This window comes from Oceanisphaera pacifica (assembly GCF_017498065.1).
Classification (GTDB): Bacteria; Pseudomonadota; Gammaproteobacteria; order Enterobacterales; family Aeromonadaceae; genus Oceanimonas; species Oceanimonas pacifica.
Window position 1 is genome coordinate 94622 of record NZ_JAGDFX010000006.1, and the last position, 19052, is coordinate 113673.

At 48.4% G+C, this 19052-nt stretch carries 18 protein-coding genes and 1 other RNA gene; 14 read left to right on the forward strand and 5 right to left on the reverse strand.

Translation table 11 applies throughout. The annotated features are described in order from the left end of the window. Window positions 1-46: 46 nt before the first annotated feature. Entirely contained in the window at window positions 47-676 is a 630-nt protein-coding gene (sspA, locus tag J3U76_RS06495; protein WP_208005115.1) for a stringent starvation protein SspA, read from the forward strand. Between the two features lie 2 nt (window positions 677-678). Beyond that, complete coding sequence (locus J3U76_RS06500; RefSeq protein WP_208005116.1) at window positions 679-1128, forward strand: ClpXP protease specificity-enhancing factor; 450 nt, start codon at window positions 679-681, stop codon at window positions 1126-1128. 89 nt (window positions 1129-1217) lie between these two features. On the opposite strand, the gene J3U76_RS06505 is transcribed toward J3U76_RS06500, so the two are convergent. The 5 genes from J3U76_RS06505 to J3U76_RS06525 form a co-directional block, all read right to left on the reverse strand. After that, window positions 1218-2813, reverse strand: coding sequence for a methyl-accepting chemotaxis protein (locus J3U76_RS06505; protein WP_208005117.1), 1596 nt, complete (start codon window positions 2811-2813; stop codon window positions 1218-1220). 312 nt (window positions 2814-3125) lie between these two features. Continuing rightward, complete coding sequence (gene dolP / locus J3U76_RS06510; protein WP_208005118.1) at window positions 3126-3704, reverse strand: division/outer membrane stress-associated lipid-binding lipoprotein; 579 nt, start codon at window positions 3702-3704, stop codon at window positions 3126-3128. Next, the gene (locus J3U76_RS06515; protein ID WP_208005119.1) at window positions 3701-4303 is read right to left on the reverse strand and encodes a D-sedoheptulose-7-phosphate isomerase; all 603 of its coding nucleotides are present in this window, start codon (window positions 4301-4303) and stop codon (window positions 3701-3703) included. Before J3U76_RS06515 ends, dolP begins: the two co-directional genes overlap by 4 nt. A gap of 9 nt (window positions 4304-4312) precedes the next feature. After that, window positions 4313-4711: a YraN family protein gene (locus tag J3U76_RS06520; protein WP_208005120.1), complete on the reverse strand. Its 399-nt coding sequence runs from the start codon at window positions 4709-4711 to the stop codon at window positions 4313-4315. Next, complete coding sequence (locus J3U76_RS06525) at window positions 4641-6488, reverse strand: penicillin-binding protein activator (protein WP_243454114.1); 1848 nt, start codon at window positions 6486-6488, stop codon at window positions 4641-4643. The genes J3U76_RS06520 and J3U76_RS06525 overlap by 71 nt, the downstream gene beginning before the upstream one ends. 83 nt (window positions 6489-6571) lie before the next feature. Between J3U76_RS06525 and rsmI the strand changes: the two genes are divergently transcribed. From rsmI to murG, 12 genes are all read left to right on the forward strand, one after another. Beyond that, complete coding sequence (rsmI, locus tag J3U76_RS06530) at window positions 6572-7414, forward strand: 16S rRNA (cytidine(1402)-2'-O)-methyltransferase (protein WP_208005122.1); 843 nt, start codon at window positions 6572-6574, stop codon at window positions 7412-7414. A gap of 148 nt (window positions 7415-7562) precedes the next feature. Beyond that, an RNA gene (gene rnpB, locus J3U76_RS06535) (RNase P RNA component class A) lies at window positions 7563-7946 on the forward strand. 185 nt (window positions 7947-8131) lie between these two features. Continuing rightward, complete coding sequence (mraZ, locus tag J3U76_RS06540; protein WP_208005123.1) at window positions 8132-8590, forward strand: division/cell wall cluster transcriptional repressor MraZ; 459 nt, start codon at window positions 8132-8134, stop codon at window positions 8588-8590. Window position 8591: 1 nt separating this feature from the next. Beyond that, on the forward strand, window positions 8592-9536 hold the full coding sequence (gene rsmH, locus J3U76_RS06545; protein WP_208005124.1) for a 16S rRNA (cytosine(1402)-N(4))-methyltransferase RsmH: 945 nt from the start codon (window positions 8592-8594) through the stop codon (window positions 9534-9536). Next, window positions 9533-9847 (forward strand): cell division protein FtsL, encoded by a 315-nt coding sequence (gene ftsL, locus J3U76_RS06550; protein ID WP_208005125.1) that lies wholly within the window; start codon window positions 9533-9535, stop codon window positions 9845-9847. Before rsmH ends, ftsL begins: the two co-directional genes overlap by 4 nt. Next, entirely contained in the window at window positions 9844-11571 is a 1728-nt protein-coding gene (locus tag J3U76_RS06555) for a penicillin-binding transpeptidase domain-containing protein (protein WP_208005126.1), read from the forward strand. The genes ftsL and J3U76_RS06555 overlap by 4 nt, the downstream gene beginning before the upstream one ends. A 1-nt stretch (window position 11572) precedes the next feature. Continuing rightward, window positions 11573-13045: a UDP-N-acetylmuramoyl-L-alanyl-D-glutamate--2,6-diaminopimelate ligase gene (gene murE / locus J3U76_RS06560; RefSeq protein WP_208005127.1), complete on the forward strand. Its 1473-nt coding sequence runs from the start codon at window positions 11573-11575 to the stop codon at window positions 13043-13045. After that, a complete protein-coding gene (locus J3U76_RS06565) occupies window positions 13042-14382 on the forward strand; it encodes a UDP-N-acetylmuramoyl-tripeptide--D-alanyl-D-alanine ligase (protein ID WP_208005128.1) in 1341 nt (446 codons plus the stop codon). The genes murE and J3U76_RS06565 overlap by 4 nt, the downstream gene beginning before the upstream one ends. Further along, entirely contained in the window at window positions 14376-15458 is a 1083-nt protein-coding gene (gene mraY / locus J3U76_RS06570) for a phospho-N-acetylmuramoyl-pentapeptide-transferase (RefSeq protein ID WP_208005129.1), read from the forward strand. The genes J3U76_RS06565 and mraY overlap by 7 nt, the downstream gene beginning before the upstream one ends. A gap of 2 nt (window positions 15459-15460) precedes the next feature. Next, window positions 15461-16777, forward strand: coding sequence for a UDP-N-acetylmuramoyl-L-alanine--D-glutamate ligase (gene murD / locus J3U76_RS06575; protein ID WP_208005130.1), 1317 nt, complete (start codon window positions 15461-15463; stop codon window positions 16775-16777). Next, a complete protein-coding gene (gene ftsW, locus J3U76_RS06580; RefSeq protein ID WP_208005131.1) occupies window positions 16774-17949 on the forward strand; it encodes a cell division protein FtsW in 1176 nt (391 codons plus the stop codon). The genes murD and ftsW overlap by 4 nt, the downstream gene beginning before the upstream one ends. Beyond that, complete coding sequence (murG, locus tag J3U76_RS06585; protein ID WP_341534312.1) at window positions 17949-19043, forward strand: undecaprenyldiphospho-muramoylpentapeptide beta-N-acetylglucosaminyltransferase; 1095 nt, start codon at window positions 17949-17951, stop codon at window positions 19041-19043. Before ftsW ends, murG begins: the two co-directional genes overlap by 1 nt. Window positions 19044-19052: the final 9 nt, after the last annotated feature.

A 19052-nucleotide genomic window follows, 5' to 3' on the forward strand; every position in this document is an offset into this window, starting at 1 on the left:
CTATCGTGTCCATTGCCGTTCCTCTTTATGATTTGTGGAGGATTTCATGGCAGTTGCAGCTAATAAACGCTCTATCATGACGCTATTTTCAGGCGCTGATGATATTTACAGTCACCAAGTACGTATTGTGCTGGCAGAGAAAGGCGTGAGTGTTGAGATAAGTCAGGTAGAGCTTGATGCATTACCTGAAGAAATGCTGGAGCTAAATGCTTACGGCACACTACCGACTTTGGTTGACCGCGAGCTGGTATTGTATGAATCAGACATCATTATGGAATACTTGGATGAGCGCTTTCCTCATCCGCCATTAATGCCGGTATACCCGGTAGCCCGTGGTAATAGTCGTTTGATGATGCACCGCATTAAGCAAGACTGGTATTCTTTGGTCACGCGTATCCAGCGTAATGAAAAAGCCGATGAAGCCCGTAAAGAACTACGCGAAGCCATATTGGCCGTTGCCCCTGTGTTTGCTGAATATCCTTACTTTATGAGTGAAGAATTTAGCTTGGTAGACTGTTATATGGCACCTTTATTATGGCGTTTGCCTTCCCTTGGCATCGAGTTGTCGGGTAAGGGAGCAAAAGAAATTAAAGGCTACATGATCCGTCTGTTTGAGCGAGAGTCTTATCAGGCTTCTATGACCGAAACCGAACGTGATCTTGGTGGTAAGATTTAATTATGGATAACTTGACACCCAGCCGCCCTTATTTGCTGCGTGCATTTTATGAGTGGCTATTAGATAACGAGCTGACACCGCACTTGTTGGTGAATGCAGAGTTGCCTCATACTTTGATTCCACAGCAGTATGTTAATGATGGCCAAATTGTGCTGAATATTGCACCGCAAGCTGTGGTTAACTTGCAGATGGATAATGAGGCCGTCACCTTTAGTGCTCGCTTTGGGGGCTCACCGTTTCAGGTGTATGTTCCTATGGCGGCTGTGGTGTCAATTCAGGCACGGGAAAATGGTGCAGGCACTTTTTTCCCGCCTGAAGCTGCGTACGAAGCATGGCAAGCGACTTCTGAAAGTGAGTTGACGGTATTAGATAATCCCACCGTTGACGAAGAGCCAGATGAAGATCCCACTCCGCCTAAGAAGGGCAAGCCCAGCTTGCGGGTCGTCAAGTAACAGCCGTCGATAACTAAAAAACGCAGCCATTGGCTGCGTTTTTTTATGGGTAATATAGGGGCTAGAGCCCAGCCGCTTGGCGTTGTTGATTACTTTCGCGCACTAAAGCTGTTAATAATGCCTTGTAGCTGTTGAGTGAGCTCTGCCATTTTATAGCTAGTTTGCATATTATTATCAGCATAACCTGAGGTCGTTTTTGCCGACTCACTGATTTGATGCACCTTTTCGGTGATCTCATTTGATACACTCGACTGCTGCTCTGCAGCACTGGCGATCATCATATTAAGATCATTAATAGTCGCAATTTGCTGGGTAATTTCGCTCAATGAGATTTCTGAGCTTTGGGTTTGCTCTACGCCTTGTACGGCTAAAGTGGCACTGTCTGTCATAGCGCTAACGGCTTGACGAGTGGTGTTTTGTAAACGCGCTATGGTCTCTTCTATATCACCAATAGAGCCTTGCGTGCGACCGGCTAGGCTGCGTACTTCATCGGCCACCACCGCAAAGCCTCGACCTTGCTCTCCGGCGCGGGCTGCTTCAATGGCAGCGTTTAATGCCAATAAATTGGTTTGTTCGGCAATGTTGCGAATAATGGTCAGTACAGCATTAATTTCATCGCTGTCTTTTTCTAAAGTTTTAATGATATGGGTGGTGCTCTGTACATTCTCTGCGAGAGCCGCAATTTGTGTACTGGTGCTATGCACATTGTGGCGGCCTGTTTCAGCAACTTGATTGGCTTGGCTGGCATTACTTGAGGCGTCTGTGGTGTTACGTGCAATTTCGGCAACCGTCGACGTCATCTCATCCATGGCCGTGGCTATTTGCTCAATTTCCATTTCTTGGCGGCTAATTTCACTTTTTGTGGCATGGCTTGCTTGCTCAGTTTGATCTGCTTGAGTGACCAGTTCGTCAGCGGCATCTCCTACTCGACCCAGTGCGGTCTTAAGTTTGGCTTCTAGCACCTGAACCGTCAGCTGTAGCTGGCCTATTTCATCTTCTCGACCGGTATAAATAAGGCGCGCTAATTTATTATCGATGATAGTGCGTGAACGGGTGCTAAGTTGAGTGAGTGTTGAGGTGAGAAGTTTACAAGTCAGCCAAGCACCTATACTGGTAATGCCAAAGCCTGTTGCCAACACCGGCAGTTGATTGGGAATAGCGAGCGCTAAGCCTGAGAATACACCAGCAAGTAATAGAGTTAATACGGCTGTCAGCTTATTGCGTAACCTCAAGTTGCCCCATAAAGAAGGTAGTTTATGGGTAAAACTGTGCCCTCTTTGGGTTGTTAACTGAGGGTAATATTGTTGAGCGCGAGCGACACATTCTGCACTGGGCTGAGTACGGATAGAGTCGATGCCTGCGAGTTGCCCGTTGTGGTATTTAGGGGTGAAGTAAACGTCTGCCCAGTAATGATCGCCATTTTTACAGCGGTTCTTAAGTATCGCCACATAGGCTTGCCCCGCTTGTAAAGAGCCATACAGCTCGCTAAATATGGAAGAGGGGACACCGCCTGCTCCTAGCATCATTTGCTGTTGGCCGATAATATCCTCTTTGGTATAGCCTGAAAAAGTCAGTAGCTGATCGTTACAATAAGTCACCTTACCTTTAAGATCGGTACTTGAAATTAAAACACCTTCTTTACTGATTTTGCGTTCCGTGCCGGTAAGCGGTATTTGAGGCGCCATAAAAAAACTCCATGTATTTTTATATTTTTCTACTTAAGGCCAACACAGCGGTGCGCATAATCATGGGGGAGCGCTTATTACAGTATGATAGCTGTGAGTTATTTTATATTAAGCCAGAAGTTGAACATTGCTTTCAAAGTGACTGTGGTTTGTATGCAAGGTTAATAATGGAGGGAATGTTTGGCTATATCAATAGTTTAAATATATTGCAGGTAACTTAGCGAGTTTAGCGCATGCGATTGTTTAACAAGCGGGTTTGCAGATAAGATAAAAGGCTGACTTTGTAGTCAGCCTTATTGATGTTTTTAACATTTAATGTGCAACTTGTATTAATTCAAATACCGTAATCACACGTGCTACACCTTTGATATTACGAGCGACTTCCACGGCAATGTCCGCCTCTTGTTGAGTGACCAAGCCGATTAAAAAGACTTCATTATTTTCAGACACGACTTTTATTTTGGTACCATCAAGGGTTTTATTGGCCAAAATAGCGCTTTTTATTTTAGAGGTCAGCCAGCTATCATTGCTGCGCTCACCGACACTCAGCGGTTCGTTTAAGCGGAGTTCATTATAAACTTTCTCTACCCCAGGGACGTCTTTAACGATGTTTTCTGCTTGCTCGCGATAGGCTTCGGTGGGAGCTTGACCTACCAGCAGGCTTTTACCCTTGGTGGTAATAACCACCACTCGGCTATCATCGGATAGCGGCTTGGCTTCGCCCAAGCGGTGCGAGGCTCGCATATCAATCGTTTGGTCGCTGACTTGAGTACCTAAGGTTCTACGATCGGTGGCTGAGCTAATGCCGGTGCCCACACCGGCTAACATTAAGCCGGCACAGCCTTGCAGTAGTAATGCGGATGCGATGACGACTAAGTAGCGAGTTTTCATTGTACTTCTTCCTCTTCTTCTTGCGGAAACAGGGTGCGATCAATCAAATCACATAAGCAATGCAGGGTGAGTAAGTTGACCTCATGAATGCGCGGTGAGCGCAAGGCGGGTACGCGAATTTCAACATCACTGGGTCCCAGTAAGCCAGCAAGCTCACCACCATCCCCGCCACTGAGTGCGACTATGGTCATATCACGGCTAAGGGCAGCCTCAGCCGCTTTTATTAAATTGCGGCTATTGCCACTGGTTGAAATCACCACTAACACATCACCTTCTTGGCCTAGGGCACGAATTTGACGGGAGTAAGCTTCGTCAAAGTGCTGATCGACGGCAATAGCACTGATACTGCTGGTATCGAGAGTGAGGCAAATGGCTGGTAGTGCAGGGCGCTCAGTTTCATAACGGTTAATCAGCTCACTAACAAATAGCTGGGCAAGCGCATTAGATCCGCCATTACCACAGACCAGTAACTTATTGCCGTTAAGCAAGCACATCACCATCATTTGCGCCGCCACCAAAATATCGTCGGGTAGTGCTTCGGCGGCAGCAATTTTAGTTTGTATGCTTTCGGTAAAACTGGCTTTTATTTCGTCCTGCATGGTGTTTCCTTAAAACGCATTGGGTATCCAGTGAATATGACTGCCTTCACAGGCGACCAAATCGAATCGACAAGACTGTTTTGATTCATTGAGCCCCTGTGATTGCAAATAACAATGTGCGGCTCGGCGCAACTTTTGTTGTTTGGCGGGGGTGACGGAAGCAGCCGCACCACCAAAAAGATTACTTTTTCGATAACGTACTTCTACAAATACTAAAGTACGCCCGCTACTCATCACCAAGTCTATTTCACCCAGTTTGCATAAATAATTACGCATCTGTAGCTGTAACCCCTGGTCGAGCAAATACTGCTCGGCCTGACGTTCAAATAGCTCGCCTTTATTGCGGCTCGGTGAGGCGCTGCTCTTCACTTTCTGGTGGTTGTTCGAGGTATTGCTGCCAGTCGCCATCGCTATACTCCATCCACTGTAGCTGGCGTGTGACCACGCCTCGCTCTGTTACGCCAAGCTCACCACTCAAACCAGGAACAGTAGATGAGCCCATGCGTAAATCAGCCAGTTGCGATATCAACACATTGGCATCATAGCCCAGTGCAAATAAGCGCAACCAAGGTGCACCAGTAGCGGGCCATAAATTATCTACTTTTTCCATTAACTGTGGGGCACTGCCAAATAACCAGGGCATATCCGCTAATTGTAAGTCATTTAGCTCACTCATGGGGGCCTCGCCGGCAGGAATATAGCTGCGCGAGGTGACGTAGGTGGGCAGGCGCTCGCTACGGCTGTCTCTTACAAAGTCAAAGTAAGGCAAAATAAATCGCGTTTCGGTAGCGTTAGAAGCCATGTATACCGAATCAATGGGGCCTGTGTTAGCTGGCATGGCGCTAACAGGCTGGATGACTCCGGCCGCTAACGTACTGGGCTGGCTTTTAAGTGCCCGGCGCACGTCGTTTTCAATGGATTGCTTATTATTAAAATACGCAATGCGTGCCGCTTGGCCGCTTTGTTGTTGCCAGCGAGTATTAAACTCGTTGGCCATCCGCCGGCCTAAGGCGTTATTAGGCGCAAACACCAGCGGTTGGCGATGGTCTTGTTCCCAGATGCGCATTGCCGCTTCGGCCGCTTCTGCTTCAGGAGAAAGTGAGAAGTAATAACGGTGAGGTAAGTCAGTTATCTGGGCTGGCATATTTAAGGCCAGCTGAGGCTGAGCAGGGTCAAGATTTGCCAGAGCCTCAACGTTGTTTTTAAGGAGAGGGCCAAGAATAAAATCAGCCCCTTTTTGCTGTACTTGCTCATATAGGCTGAACATATCATGGCCGTTAGTATCAAAGAAACTCAGTTGCGCAGACTGCCCTTGATGTGCGCTTAAAATACCGTTTTTAATTGCATCTGCCTGTTTTGACAGTTTGCCACTGAGCGGTAATAACACGGCAATATGATGTGCTTGAAATCGAGATATTTCAGGTAGCGTATTGCTGTTAATGTTGCTGGGTAAATACTGCGCCCCTGGATGCTCAGCATAGCGCTTATACCAAGAATGCAGTTGCCAGTTGCGCTGATCTGCGGCTGTATTGGGGTTATTTAAAATAGCCATTAAGCGCAACCAGCCGTTAACAAGGTCGCTATTATTTGTGTCTAGCGCTTGGCGCAGTTCAGCTGTTGGTTGGCTGGCTAGCAAGTCATGAATACGGGTTTGATTCGCGTGCAAACTTGAACCAGCAAGTAATGGGTCACGATGAATCAACATTTGTGCTGCTAAAATGGGTTTCCCTTGCTGCTCAAGACGATTAGCCTGTAATAGCAGGTAGTAACGCTTAGTGTTAGCGTCTAATGAGTCTAGGTTAATGCTCGCTAGCTGTTGTTCAGCTAACTCATTATGATGACTGGCCATGGCCAGCTCAGCATTAAGTAGAGTTATAATGTTGCTTTGTGTGGGCGTAGCATTAGTCGCCATGCTTTTTAATTGGTTGGTGGCGGCAACGAAATTTTCCTCTTTTATCCAAGCTCGAACCGCTAAAACTTGCCAGTTAAAAGCATCGTTTTGCTGCGTTTTATTCGCTTGCTGAATATAATAATCGCCAGCCTGCTCTATGGTACTAAACATACCCGGTGCTGGCCCTGAATGCTGACGTTGCAGTGACGCTGTGCCACAAGCTAGCAGCATTGATGAAAGCACCAGCGTGCAGAGTAGCCGTGTTACACTATTGCGTTGAAGTTGTGTTGCCAATCCCTTTAATCCCAAGCTGTGTCATATTGTCCCTAGTGTAATAGGGCGATGACGGTGAAACAATTGTTTACACAGGAGTTCCCATGAGCCAAACGGCTGCACTTTATATTGTGCCAACCCCTATCGGCAACCTGAATGATATTAGTCAGCGTGCGCTAGACATATTACAGCAAGTTGATCTTATTGCCTGTGAAGATACCCGTCATACGGCAAAACTGCTATCGCATTACCAAATAAAGAGCGCCACATGGGCATTGCATGATCATAATGAGCAGTATAAATCAGAGCAACTGGTTAAGCGCTTATTAAGTGGCCAAAGCATTGCCCTAGTGTCGGATGCGGGCACCCCTTTAATCAGTGATCCGGGGTATCATCTGGTCAATAGCTGTCGTGATGCAGGCATTCAGGTGATTGCTATCCCTGGCCCTTGTGCGGCGATTACGGCCTTGTCTGCGGCCGGTCTGCCAACCGACCGTTTTGCCTTTGAAGGTTTTCTGCCCGCCAAAGAAAAGGCGCGACTTGATAAAATTACCCACTTAAAAGATGAAACTCGAACTTTGGTTTTTTATGAGTCGCCGCGTCGTTTGCTAGACAGTGTTGCCGCGATAGTGAAGGTATTAGGTGAATATCGTCAAATTGTGGTGGCGCGAGAGATAACCAAGACCTTTGAAACCATTCATAGCCTACCTGCCGCTGAGATGCAGGCTTGGTTACAAGCCGATAGTAATCGCTGTCGTGGTGAAATTGTGTTGATGGTGGCGGGGTATAGACCCAGTAGTGAAGATGAGTTATCAGCTAAGGTAATACGCACCTTAACCTTATTGCGTGCCGAGCTGCCACTGAAAAAAGCCGCCGCTTTAACCGCCGACATCCATGGTGCTAAAAAGAACGAGCTGTATAAATACGGCCTAGAAAACGGGCTGTAAGATTAAGATAATGTTGAGTGTTGAATTAAAGACTAAAAGCTTAAGACAAAAATATTGGGCTTTCGGTCTAATGTTTTTATTCGATTCAACATTAAAAATTCAGCATTCAACATTGGTATAAGATTACGGTTGGTGTACAATCCGCGCCGGAGTTGGCTGGGTAATCGCTGCTTTGTCGTTGTGTCTTCGGGCAGACGGACAAAGGGGAGGAAAGTCCGGGCTCCATAGGGCAGGGTGCCAGGTAACACCTGGGGAGCGTGAGCTCACGACCAGTGCAGCAGAGAGTAAACCGCCGATGGCCTTAGGGCACAGGTAAGGGTGAAAGGGTGCGGTAAGAGCGCACCGCGCGTCTGGCAACAGTGCGTGGCAAGGTAAACTCCACCCGGAGCAAGACCAAATAGGCCTCCATGGGCGCGGCCCGCGCTGGAGGCGGGTAGGTTGCTTGAGCCAGTGAGCGATTGCTGGCCTAGAGGAATGATTACTAATCGAGCTTGCTCGATACAAAACCCGGCTTATAAGGCCAACTCCCATCATTTAAAAAAACGCAGCTTCGGCTGCGTTTTTTTTTGTCGTTACCTTAAAGATAAGATCGCTTTCAGCCATATCGTGTATTTTTTCTCCTTTTGTTGCTTGAAATGCAAGTGATCGCTCCTTACACTCTAGCGAAGTGGGAAAAAGTGGTTTTTTGTGGAACATTTTAGCGGTTAAGGACTCATAATGCTGCGTGGTGCTCACGCCATCAGCCTAGATAGCAAAGGCCGTTTGGCAATACCAACTCGATACCGAGATAAGTTGCGCGATGAATGCGACGGCCTTTTAGTGTGCACTGTAGACCTGTTTGATCCCTGCTTATTACTCTACCCTCTTAATGAATGGGAGCTCATAGAGAAGAAGCTGCGCACATTATCCAGTACACAGCCTCAAGAACGTCGCTTGCAGCGAGTATTACTCGGGCATGCCAGTGAATGTGAGCTTGATACGCAAGGACGTGTATTAGTGCCAAGTACGCTGAGACAACATAGCGAACTGAATAAAAAAATTATGTTAGTGGGCCAACTCAATAAATTTGAAATATGGAATGAGGCACGCTGGCAACAACAAATTAGCGATGATTTGCAGGCGCTTCCTCAAGAAGACTGGAAATTATCGGCACGACTGCAGGACTTCGCGTTATAACATGAGTGAACAACAGGCACATATTACAGTGCTGCTAAATGAAGCAGTGGCGGGCTTACATATTAAACCCGATGGTATTTACGTTGATGGCACCTTTGGTCGTGGCGGGCACTCCCGTCATATATTGTCGCAATTAGGCCCTAATGGTCGGCTGTTAGCTATCGATCGTGACCCTCAAGCCATTGCTGAAGCCGCTACTATTGACGACCCTCGCTTTCAAATACTACACGGCCCCTTCTCACGTCTGGCCGAGATGATGGCTGAACTTGGGCTATCACAAAAAGTAGACGGAGTTTTACTCGACTTAGGGGTGTCTTCTCCACAATTAGATGAAGCGGCTCGTGGCTTTAGCTTTCAAAAAGATGGCCCACTCGATATGCGTATGGATACCACTTGTGGCCAAAGTGCCGCCGAGTGGTTAGCTCAAGCGAGCGAAGATGATATTACTTGGGTGTTAAAAAACTACGGCGAAGAAAAGTTTGCCCGTAAAATTGCCCGCGCAATTGTGTTTGATCGTGCCACCGAGCCCTATACTCGCACCCGTGCTTTGGCGCAAATGATTGCCCGCGTTAGCCCCAGTAAAGACAAGCATAAACACGCGGCAACCCGCAGTTTTCAGGCAATTCGTATTCATGTTAATGGTGAGCTAGATGAAATTGAGCAAGCGTTAGATGGATCGCTAGAGGTATTGAAAACTGGAGGGCGCTTGTCGGTGATTAGTTTTCACTCGCTAGAAGATCGCATTGTTAAGCGCTTTATTCGCAAACATGAAAAAGGGCCCGAATTTCCGCCAGGATTACCCTTAACCGAAGCTCAGCTGTCGGGGGGGCGTTTATTAAAAAGTATCGGTAAGGCCCAAAAGCCATCGGCAGAAGAAGTGAACGCTAACCCGCGCTCTCGCAGCTCGGTATTACGGGTTGCTGAGCGATTGGATGCACAAAGGTGAGAGCGATACGCATTAATCTAGCCAAAGAAATTGGCCAAGACTTACTACGCTATAAATGGCTACTGCTGTTGGCGCTGTGTACCTTAGGATCAGCGCTAGCTGTGGTAGTGGTAACCCAAGAGACTCGGCAATTTACCAGCGAGTATAATGAGCTAATGGCTGAGCAAGATAGACTTGATATTGAATGGCGACACTTGCTGTTAGAGCAAAATACCTTAATGGAACACAGCCGGATAGAAGCGCTTGCCCGCGATAAACTAGGCATGCAGCGCCCAGCTCCTGCACAAGAAAAATTGGTGACACAAGGATGAATCGGCGCAAGCAAACTAAAAAAGAGCCGCTATTGAAAGGCTGGCGTTTTGTCACCGTATGTAGTGTCATTTTGTTGGCCTTTGTGGCGCTATTTGCCAGAGCGGCGTGGATCCAAGTCGTGTCACCCGATCGGTTGCGTATGGAAGGCGATATGCGCAGCTTACGTACCACCGTATCTAGTACAAATCGTGGCATGATTATGGACAGACACGGTGAGGAGTTGGCGGTGTCGGTGCCGGTACAGGCGGTATGGGCGGATCCTAAACAAGTACATGCTGAGCTAAGTTTAGAAAAAGAACAGGCTTGGCAAGCGCTAGCCGATGTATTAGGTGAATCGCGAGATCGGCTGGTTAAGCGTGTTGATAATCCTAAGCGACGTTTTGTCTATTTGCAGCGTCAAGTGACCCCTGCCGTTGCCGAGTATATTCGTAAGTTACGTTTGCCCGGGGTGCACTTGCGCCCAGAAGAACGCCGTTTTTATCCCACCGGCGAAATTAACGCCCATATGGTGGGGCTAACCAATATCGATGGTAATGGTATTGAAGGAATAGAACGGGGCTATAATGAGTGGCTCACCGCTCAAGCGGGTGAGCGCCGAGTGCGCAAAGATAGAAATGGTCGAGTCATTGAAGAGTTAGGAGTGGTGTCTGAGGCGCGTCAAGCTAATGACATACATTTAACCATTGATCAGCGTCTGCAAGCCTTGGCCTATCGTTCACTAAAGCGGGCCAGTGAATATCACAGAGCAACGTCTGCCTCATTAGTAATGCTGGATGTGAAAACGGGTGAAGTATTAGCAATGGTGAATACGCCCTCTTTTAACCCCAATAATCGCAGCCAATATCAAAGTTTTCGTGCCCGTAACCGCGCCGTTACCGACACTTACGAGCCCGGCTCTACTCTTAAACCACTGATCGTGGTGAGTGCATTAGAAAACGGCATTGTTCATGCTGACTCTATTATTGATACCAGTCCCGGTTGGATGCGCCTAGGGGGAAAGCGAGTATCAGATACCCGAAATCTTGGCAAAATCAGTGTACAAACTGTGCTGCAACGCTCTTCCAACATGGGCATGGTGCGTATGGCACTACAAGAAACGCCCGAACAGTTGATTGATACCTTGTATCGTTTTGGATTAGGGATTGATTCTGGCATGGGACTGGTTGGTGAAAGTTCCGGCTTGGTGCCACAGCGCCGCCGTTGGTCAGATATTGAACAAGCGACCTTATCATTTGGTTATGGCCTAACCGTGACACCGCTGCAATTAGCGCAAGCCTATGCGGTTATAGCCAATGGTGGTGTGCGCAATCCTCTCTCTATTATTAAGCGTGATCATGTTGTTCAGGGTGAGCAAGTGGTGCCCAAGCAACATGCCGATGCCGTGTTACAGATGTTAGAAAGTGTGGTGGGCCCAGGCGGTACTGCACGTAAAGCGGCCATTCCCGGTTATCGAGTGGCAGGGAAAACCGGTACCTCAAGAAAAGCCATTGCTGGTGGTTACGGTAATGATTATGTGGGTGTCTTTGCCGGCATGGCGCCAGTCAGTGACCCTCGTCTAGCCATGGTGGTAATTATGAATGAGCCTCAGGGTGAGAAATATTATGGCGGTGATGTGGCGGCACCTGTGTTTGCTGAAGTGATGAGCGGCGCTTTGCAATTAATGAACATTCGCCCCGATGGTGCAGAAGAAGAACAATTTCAACTAGCAGGTGTAGGAGGATAACATGGCCCTGACTCTCAGAGATTTAGCCGTACCCTTAGGGCTGTCGGCTCCGCCTATTACGATCAATAGCCTGACGTTAGACAGCCGAGCCGTGACGCTCGGCGCTTTATTTATTGCGGTGAATGGGCATAGCGTTGATGGACGTGATTTTATTGATAGCGCATTAACAGCCGGTGCCGCTGCCGTGATGTATGAAGTGGACAGCCCTGAGTTGGCAGGCTTGAATCATCAAGACCACCGTCTACTCGGCGTGTATCGGCTGCGAGAGCAATTATCACTGTTAGCGGGTGTGTTTTATGGTGATAGCTCGTCGAACCTGCAATTAGTAGGTGTAACAGGGACTAATGGTAAAAGCACCATTACCCAGCTGATTGCAAATTGGAGCTGTTTATTAGGTACCCAAGCGGGTGTGATGGGCACCTTAGGCAATGGCCTCTATGGCAACTTACAATTAGCGGCTAATACCACAGGCTCAGCTATAGAAGTACAGCAACAACTGGCACAGCAAGCTGGCGCAGGAGCGAGGCGGATTGCCATGGAGGTGTCGTCTCATGGTTTACATCAGCATAGGGTTGCTGCGCTGGATTTCGATGTCGCTATTTTTACCAATCTGAGCCGAGATCATCTCGACTATCATGGCACCATGGCAGAGTATGCGGCCACTAAGCGCCAGTTATTTGAGCAATGCCTGCAATCTAAAATCATTAATGCCGATGATCCTATTGGTCGGCGTTGGTTAATGGACTACCCCAAAGCCATCGCTTATAGCGTACATGGCCGACTGAGTGACTTTAATGGCCCACAGTTAGTAGCAGAAACCGTACATTTCTATAGTGATGGCTTGAAAGTGACCATTAACTCCGACTGGGGAAATGGTGTATTATCCGCCCCCCTAATGGGACGCTTTAATGTGGCTAACCTACTTGCGGCCATGGGCGCATTATTAGCACTGGGGGCATCATTTGAACAATTATTAGCCACGGCACCTCAGTTATCGGGTGTGGCGGGTCGTATGGAAACGTTTTTCAAACCTAATAAGCCTTTGGTGGTGGTGGATTACGCCCATACTCCCGATGCATTAGAGCAAGCGCTAGAAGCATTGCGCCAACATTGTAAAGGGCGTTTATGGTGCATTGTTGGGTGCGGGGGGGACCGAGATAAAGGTAAGCGGCCACTAATGGCTGCGGCTGCAGAGCAGGGAAGTGATCAGGTTATTTTAACTGATGATAACCCGCGTACTGAGTCCGCGTCGGCCATTATTGACGATATGTGCCAAGGTCTTGATGACACCAGTGCATTGCTGATTATTCATCAAAGAGCAGAGGCCTTAGCTTACGCTATTGAGCAGGCGGAAGCCGAAGATATTATTTTAGTGGCCGGTAAAGGCCATGAGGATTATCAGATAGTGGGCACTGACAAAATACATTATAGCGACCGAGAAACGGCAGCGACATTATTGGAATGCAACGGATGATCCCTCTTAGCCTTGAGCAAATCGCACAGGCCTCTGGTGGCGAGCTGCGCGGTGAGGATACTCAGATTATTGCCGTGACCACCGACAGCCGTCAGCCATTAACGAATGGCGGCTTATTTATCGCACTCAGCGGTGAGCATTTTGACGGTCATAGCTTTGCGAAGGCCGCACTGCAACAAGGTGCCAGCGCCCTATTGGTTGAGCGCTGGTTAGATGTAGAGGTGGCACAAATTAAAGTGGCCGATACTCGACTTGCCTTAGGTGTGTTGGGCGGCTTGGTACGCAGCTTAAGCTCGGCCAAAGTGTTAGCCATTACGGGCAGCTGCGGTAAAACCACGGTCAAAGAAATGGCGGCGGCTATTCTGCGCCAACAGGGTAAGGTCTTGGCCACTAAAGGTAATTTTAATAATGAAATTGGCGTGCCATTAACTTTATGTGAGCTTAGCCCTGATACCGAATATGCGGTGATAGAGCTGGGGGCGAATCATGTGGGTGAAATTGCCTGGACCAGCTCGCTGACTGAGCCTGATGTGGCGCTTATTAACAATGTGGAAGCCTCACACCTTGAAGGCTTTGGTTCATTAGAGGGTGTGGCACAGGCAAAAGGCGAAATATATGACGGCCTAGTGGAGGGCGGAGTGGCCATTGCGAATGGCGATAGCCCGTTTTGTGCCCTGTGGAAGCAGCAGCATGAATTAGTCTATTTTGGTGAGCATAGAGATGTTCAAGCTCGTGATATCAAGTTAGACATCACTGGGTGTGCCAGCTTTCGTTTGCTAACAAGCCAAGGTGAGGTAGCCATACAGCTGCCGGTGCCCGGTAAACATAATGTCTCTAATGCGCTAGCGGCAGCGGCGGCCACCGAAGCCCTAGGCGCTAACTTAGCTGATATTGCCAGCGGCTTGAGTCAGTTTGAGTCGTCTGCAGGTCGCTTGCAAGTGTGGGAGCGTCCTGGTTTGACACTGCTGGATGATACTTATAATGCCAGTGTGGCTTCGGTATTAGCGGGTCTAGACACCTTAGCTAGCCTCCCAGGCTTTCATATTTTTGTATTTGGCGATATGGGAGAGCTGGGGGATTATAGTAAAACGATGCATACTCAAGTAGGCGAACACGCTAAAAGACTGGGCATCGATTGCGTCATGACAGTAGGTAAAGACAGTCAGTACACGGCAACAGCGGCTCAGGGGCTGCATTTTGCCGATAAACAACAATTACAACCAGCGTTGCTCAATACGCTGGCTCAACACAATAAGGTCGTGGTTTTGATTAAGGGTGCGCGTAGTGCTCGAATGGAAGAGATCGTTCGAGTCATTCAGGGAGAGGCAACATGCTAGTGTGGCTGGCGGAGTTGCTGACCCCTTATTTCAGCTTTTTAAACGTATTTTCTTATCTGACCTTCAGAGCGGTTATTGCTATTTTAACCGGTTTATTTGTCTGTTTATGGATTGGCCCCCGCTTGATCCGTCGCTTGCAAATGCTACAGATTGGCCAAGTGGTACGCAACGATGGCCCCGAATCCCACTTAAGTAAATCCGGCACTCCCACCATGGGGGGCTTGATGATCTTAATTTCGATTTTTATCACAGTCTTGCTATGGGCGCGATTAGATAACCCTTATGTTTGGATAGTGCTATTTGTACTGGGTGCATTTGGTGCTATTGGTTTTGTGGATGACTATCGCAAAGTGGTGCATAAAAATACTGATGGGCTAGTGGCACGCTGGAAGTACTTTTGGCAATCGGCTGCCGCTCTTGTTGCCGCCTTTTTAGCCTACTGGGCTGCGCAAGACCCCGCTCAAACCCAGTTAGTGGTACCGTTTTTTAAAGATGTGATGCCGCAACTTGGCTTGTTTTTTATCATTCTTAGCTACTTTGTGATTGTGGGTTCAAGTAATGCGGTTAATTTAACAGACGGACTCGATGGCTTAGCGATTATGCCAGTGGTGATGGTTTCTGCAGGCTTTGCGTTAGTCGCTTGGGCGACGGGTAATGTGAACTTTGCTGAGTACCTGCATATTCCATTTGTCCCTTATGCCGGTGAACTCACGGTGTTTTGTACTGCTATGGTGGGGGCAGGTCTTGGCTTTTTGTGGTTTAACACCTATCCCGCACAAGTCTTTATGGGCGATGTGGGCTCACTTGCCCTAGGCGCAACATTGGGTGTGATTGCCATACTGGTTCGCCAAGAGTTTCTGCTAGTTATTATGGGCGGTATCTTTGTGATTGAAACCCTGTCGGTGATATTACAAGTAGGCTCTTACAAAATTCGCGGTCAGCGTATTTTTCGTATGGCGCCGATCCACCATCACTATGAGCTAAAAGGGTGGCCTGAGCCAAGAGTGATTGTGCGCTTTTGGATCATTACCCTAATGTTGGTATTGATTGGTTTAGCAACCTTAAAGGTGAGATAAAAATGTTGGCTAAGCGTATCCTTATTATTGGCTTAGGGCAGACCGGACTGTCTTGTGTGCGTTATTGTTTAGCGCAAGGTATCACCCCTGTGATAATGGATACGCGAGCCTGCCCACCGGGTGCCGATCAGCTGCCTGATCATATAGAGCGTTACTTCGGTGAGCTGACACTGGCACCTATGCTCGAGGCACAATTGATTGTTGTCAGCCCCGGCGTCCCTATGGCTACCCCTGAGTTACAACAAGCATTGGCTGCGGGTATTGAGGTGGTGGGAGACATAGAGTTGTTTGTGCGCGCGTGTCCCGCCCCTATTATTGCCATTACCGGCTCAAACGGTAAAAGTACTGTCACCACGCTAGTGGGCGAAATGGCCACAGAAGCAGGGGTTAAGGTGGGGGTGGGTGGCAATATTGGTACCCCAGCACTGAATTTATTGGCTTTAGAACTTGAATTGGCAGTTTTAGAGCTGTCTAGTTTTCAGCTTGAAACCACGCCAAGCTTAGCGGCAAGTGCTGCGACCGTACTCAATATCAGTGAAGACCACCTTGATCGTTATCGCTCACTCACACATTATCGCGATACTAAATTAGCCATTTATCGTCATGGGGCACTGGCGGTCTATAACCGAGAAGATGATCAAACTTCACCATCTTTAATGGGGACAGTCACCCAGACGGTTCCCACCATCAGCTTTGGTTTAGATAACCAAGCTTACGGGCGCGTTGAGCATCAGGGCGAGTTATGGTTAAGCCGAAACAGTGAGCCATTACTGCCGGTGTCGGCATTAAAAATACTGGGCACCCATAATCAACTTAATGCACTGGCGGCCATGGCCTTGGCTGAGCAGGCTCATATTCCCCTATGGGCCCAAGTTGCTGTATTGCGTCGTTTTACAGGCTTGGCGCATCGTTGTCAGTTTGTGGCAAACAAGCAAGGTGTGCTGTGGGTTAATGATACCAAGGCCACCAATGTGGGCGCGACACTGGCAGCCATTGCCGGTATGAGCGGTGTCATTAAAGGGCGGTTGTGGTTAATTGCTGGAGGCCTTGGCAAAGGGCAAGACTTTTCACCATTAATCCCATTACTGGATGGTGCTATTGCAGGCATGGTGTGCTTTGGGCAAGACCGGGCACAGCTGTTAGCACTAGCCGATAATACCCAAGAAGCGCAAAGCCTTGATGATGCTGTTGCCTGGTGTGCACAACAAGCCCAGCCCGGAGATTGTGTGCTGCTTGCTCCTGCCTGTGCCAGTTTAGATAGCTATGATAACTATCAATTACGCGGTGAGCATTTTATTGCCTTAGTGGAGGCCTTATGAAAGGCGGCTCTAAGTTAAGTCTGGGCTGGTTGATGCGGCCATCTCCTGGATTTATTTTTGACCGTCAATTAGTGATTTTATCACTCACACTGATGGCGATTGGTTTAGTGATGGTGTCGTCCGCATCTATATCTGAAGGCATTAATATTAAAAATGACCCTTTCTTTTTTGTAAAGCGTCATGCGATTGCCCTCACCATTTGCTTAGTGCTTATTATAGTCGTGCTACAAGTACCTATGGCTCGTTGGCAGTCGTTTAACAGTGTCTTTTTGCTGGTTGCTATCTTGCTGCTGGTGTTGGTATTGGTAGTCGGGCGAGAAATTAATGGTAGCCAGCGTTGGTTACCATTAGGCATTTTAAACTTGCAGCCGGCAGAAGTTGCTAAGCTTGCGTTGTTTACATTTTTAGCCGGCTATTTAGTGCGGCGCCAAGATGAAGTGCGGGGTAAATGGCGCGGCTTTATTAAGCCGCTAGCTGTGATGGGCATTATGTCTGTGTTGCTGTTAATGCAACCAGACTTAGGGTCTGTGGTGGTGTTGTTTGTGACGACGCTGGGCATGCTATTTTTGGCGGGTGCGCGCATGAGCCAATTTTTAAGTCTAGTGGGCTTGGGGATTGGCTTATTGCTGTTTTTAATCTGGAATGCCCCTTATCGGATGCGGCGTGTTACCTCGTTTCTTAACCCATGGGAAGACCCCTTTGGTAGTGGTTATCAGTTAACGCAATCTCTCATGGCCTTTGGTCGTGGTGGCTGGTTTGGTGAAGGTTTAGGTAATTCCATTCAAAAGCTGGAGTACTTGCCCGAAGCCCATACCGATTTTGTATTTGCTATTTTAGGTGAAGAACTGGGTTATACCGGCGTACTCTTGGTGCTATTACTGCAAGCATGGCTGGCCTTTAAAGCACTACATATTGGCCAAAAAGTGCTACTGGGTGGTCGCCAATACGAAGGGTACTTAGCGATGGGTATTGGCATTTGGTTTAGTTTTCAGACTGTAGTAAACGTAGGAGCGGCCTCAGGCATGCTGCCCACCAAGGGGTTAACCTTACCTTTAGTCAGCTACGGTGGCTCTAGCTTATTGGTGATTAGTGCCGCCGTGGCCATTTTATTGCGTATTGATTTTGAATGGCGACGCGACAATATGCAGGCCAGACAACGGGAGACAGGTTAGTGAGTCAGCAAGCAAGAGTAAACTCTGCAGCTAAAACTTTACTGGTGATGGCCGGTGGTACAGGGGGGCATGTATTTCCGGGATTGGCAGTGGCTGATTTGTTGGCCGCACAAGGCTGGACCATTCACTGGCTTGGTACAGCTGAGCGCATGGAAGCACAGCTTGTTCCTCAACATGGCTACCCCTTACATACTATTACCATTGCTGGGGTGCGGGGTAACGGGCTCAAGCGTAAAATATTAGCGCCACTGCATATTATAAAAGCCATTTTTCAAGCACGAAAGGTGCTTAAGCAAGTGCAGCCGCAGGTGGTATTAGGCATGGGCGGCTTTGCCGCGGGGCCCGGTGGTGTCGCAGCCTGGCTGGCGGGCATTCCGCTTGTGTTACACGAGCAAAATGCCGCCGCTGGCGTCACTAATAAACTGCTCGCTCGCTTTGCTAAACGGATATTAATGGCATTTCCTGGTGCCTTTGCGGATGCTAAAAATACCCAGGTGGTGGGTAATCCGGTGCGTACTGACGTGTTAACCTTACCATTACCTAAAGAGCGCATCAGCGCTGCAGGCGAGCCGCTGCGAGTGCTAGTGGTGGGGGGCAGTCTGGGAGCGAAAATATTAAATGAAACTGTGCCCGAGGCGCTTGCTTTGGCGAGTAATATAGCGGTGCGCCACCAAACTGGCAGAGGTAATAGCCAAGCGGTGCAGGCGGCATATGGCGCGCTTAATATTAAGGCTGATGTGAGTGATTTTATTGACGATATGGCTGGCGCCTATGGCCAAGCCGATTTAGTGGTATGTCGAGCCGGGGCGCTAACGGTATCAGAGGTGGCCGCAGCAGGAGTGGGGGCTATTTTTGTACCTCTGCCTCATGCCGTAGATGATCATCAAACTAAAAATGCCCAAACTTTATCAGATCAAGAGGCGGCGATATTAATGCCCCAACCTGAGTTGAGTGCTACGCGCTTAGCTGAACAATTACACTATTTTAACGAGCATCGTGCAGCGCTGTTGGCCATGGCCGAACAGGCGAGATCGTTAGCGATTACCGATGCTGCCGAGCGCGTGGCCGAGAGCTTACGTCGCGTAGCAAAATAAATTGAGAGA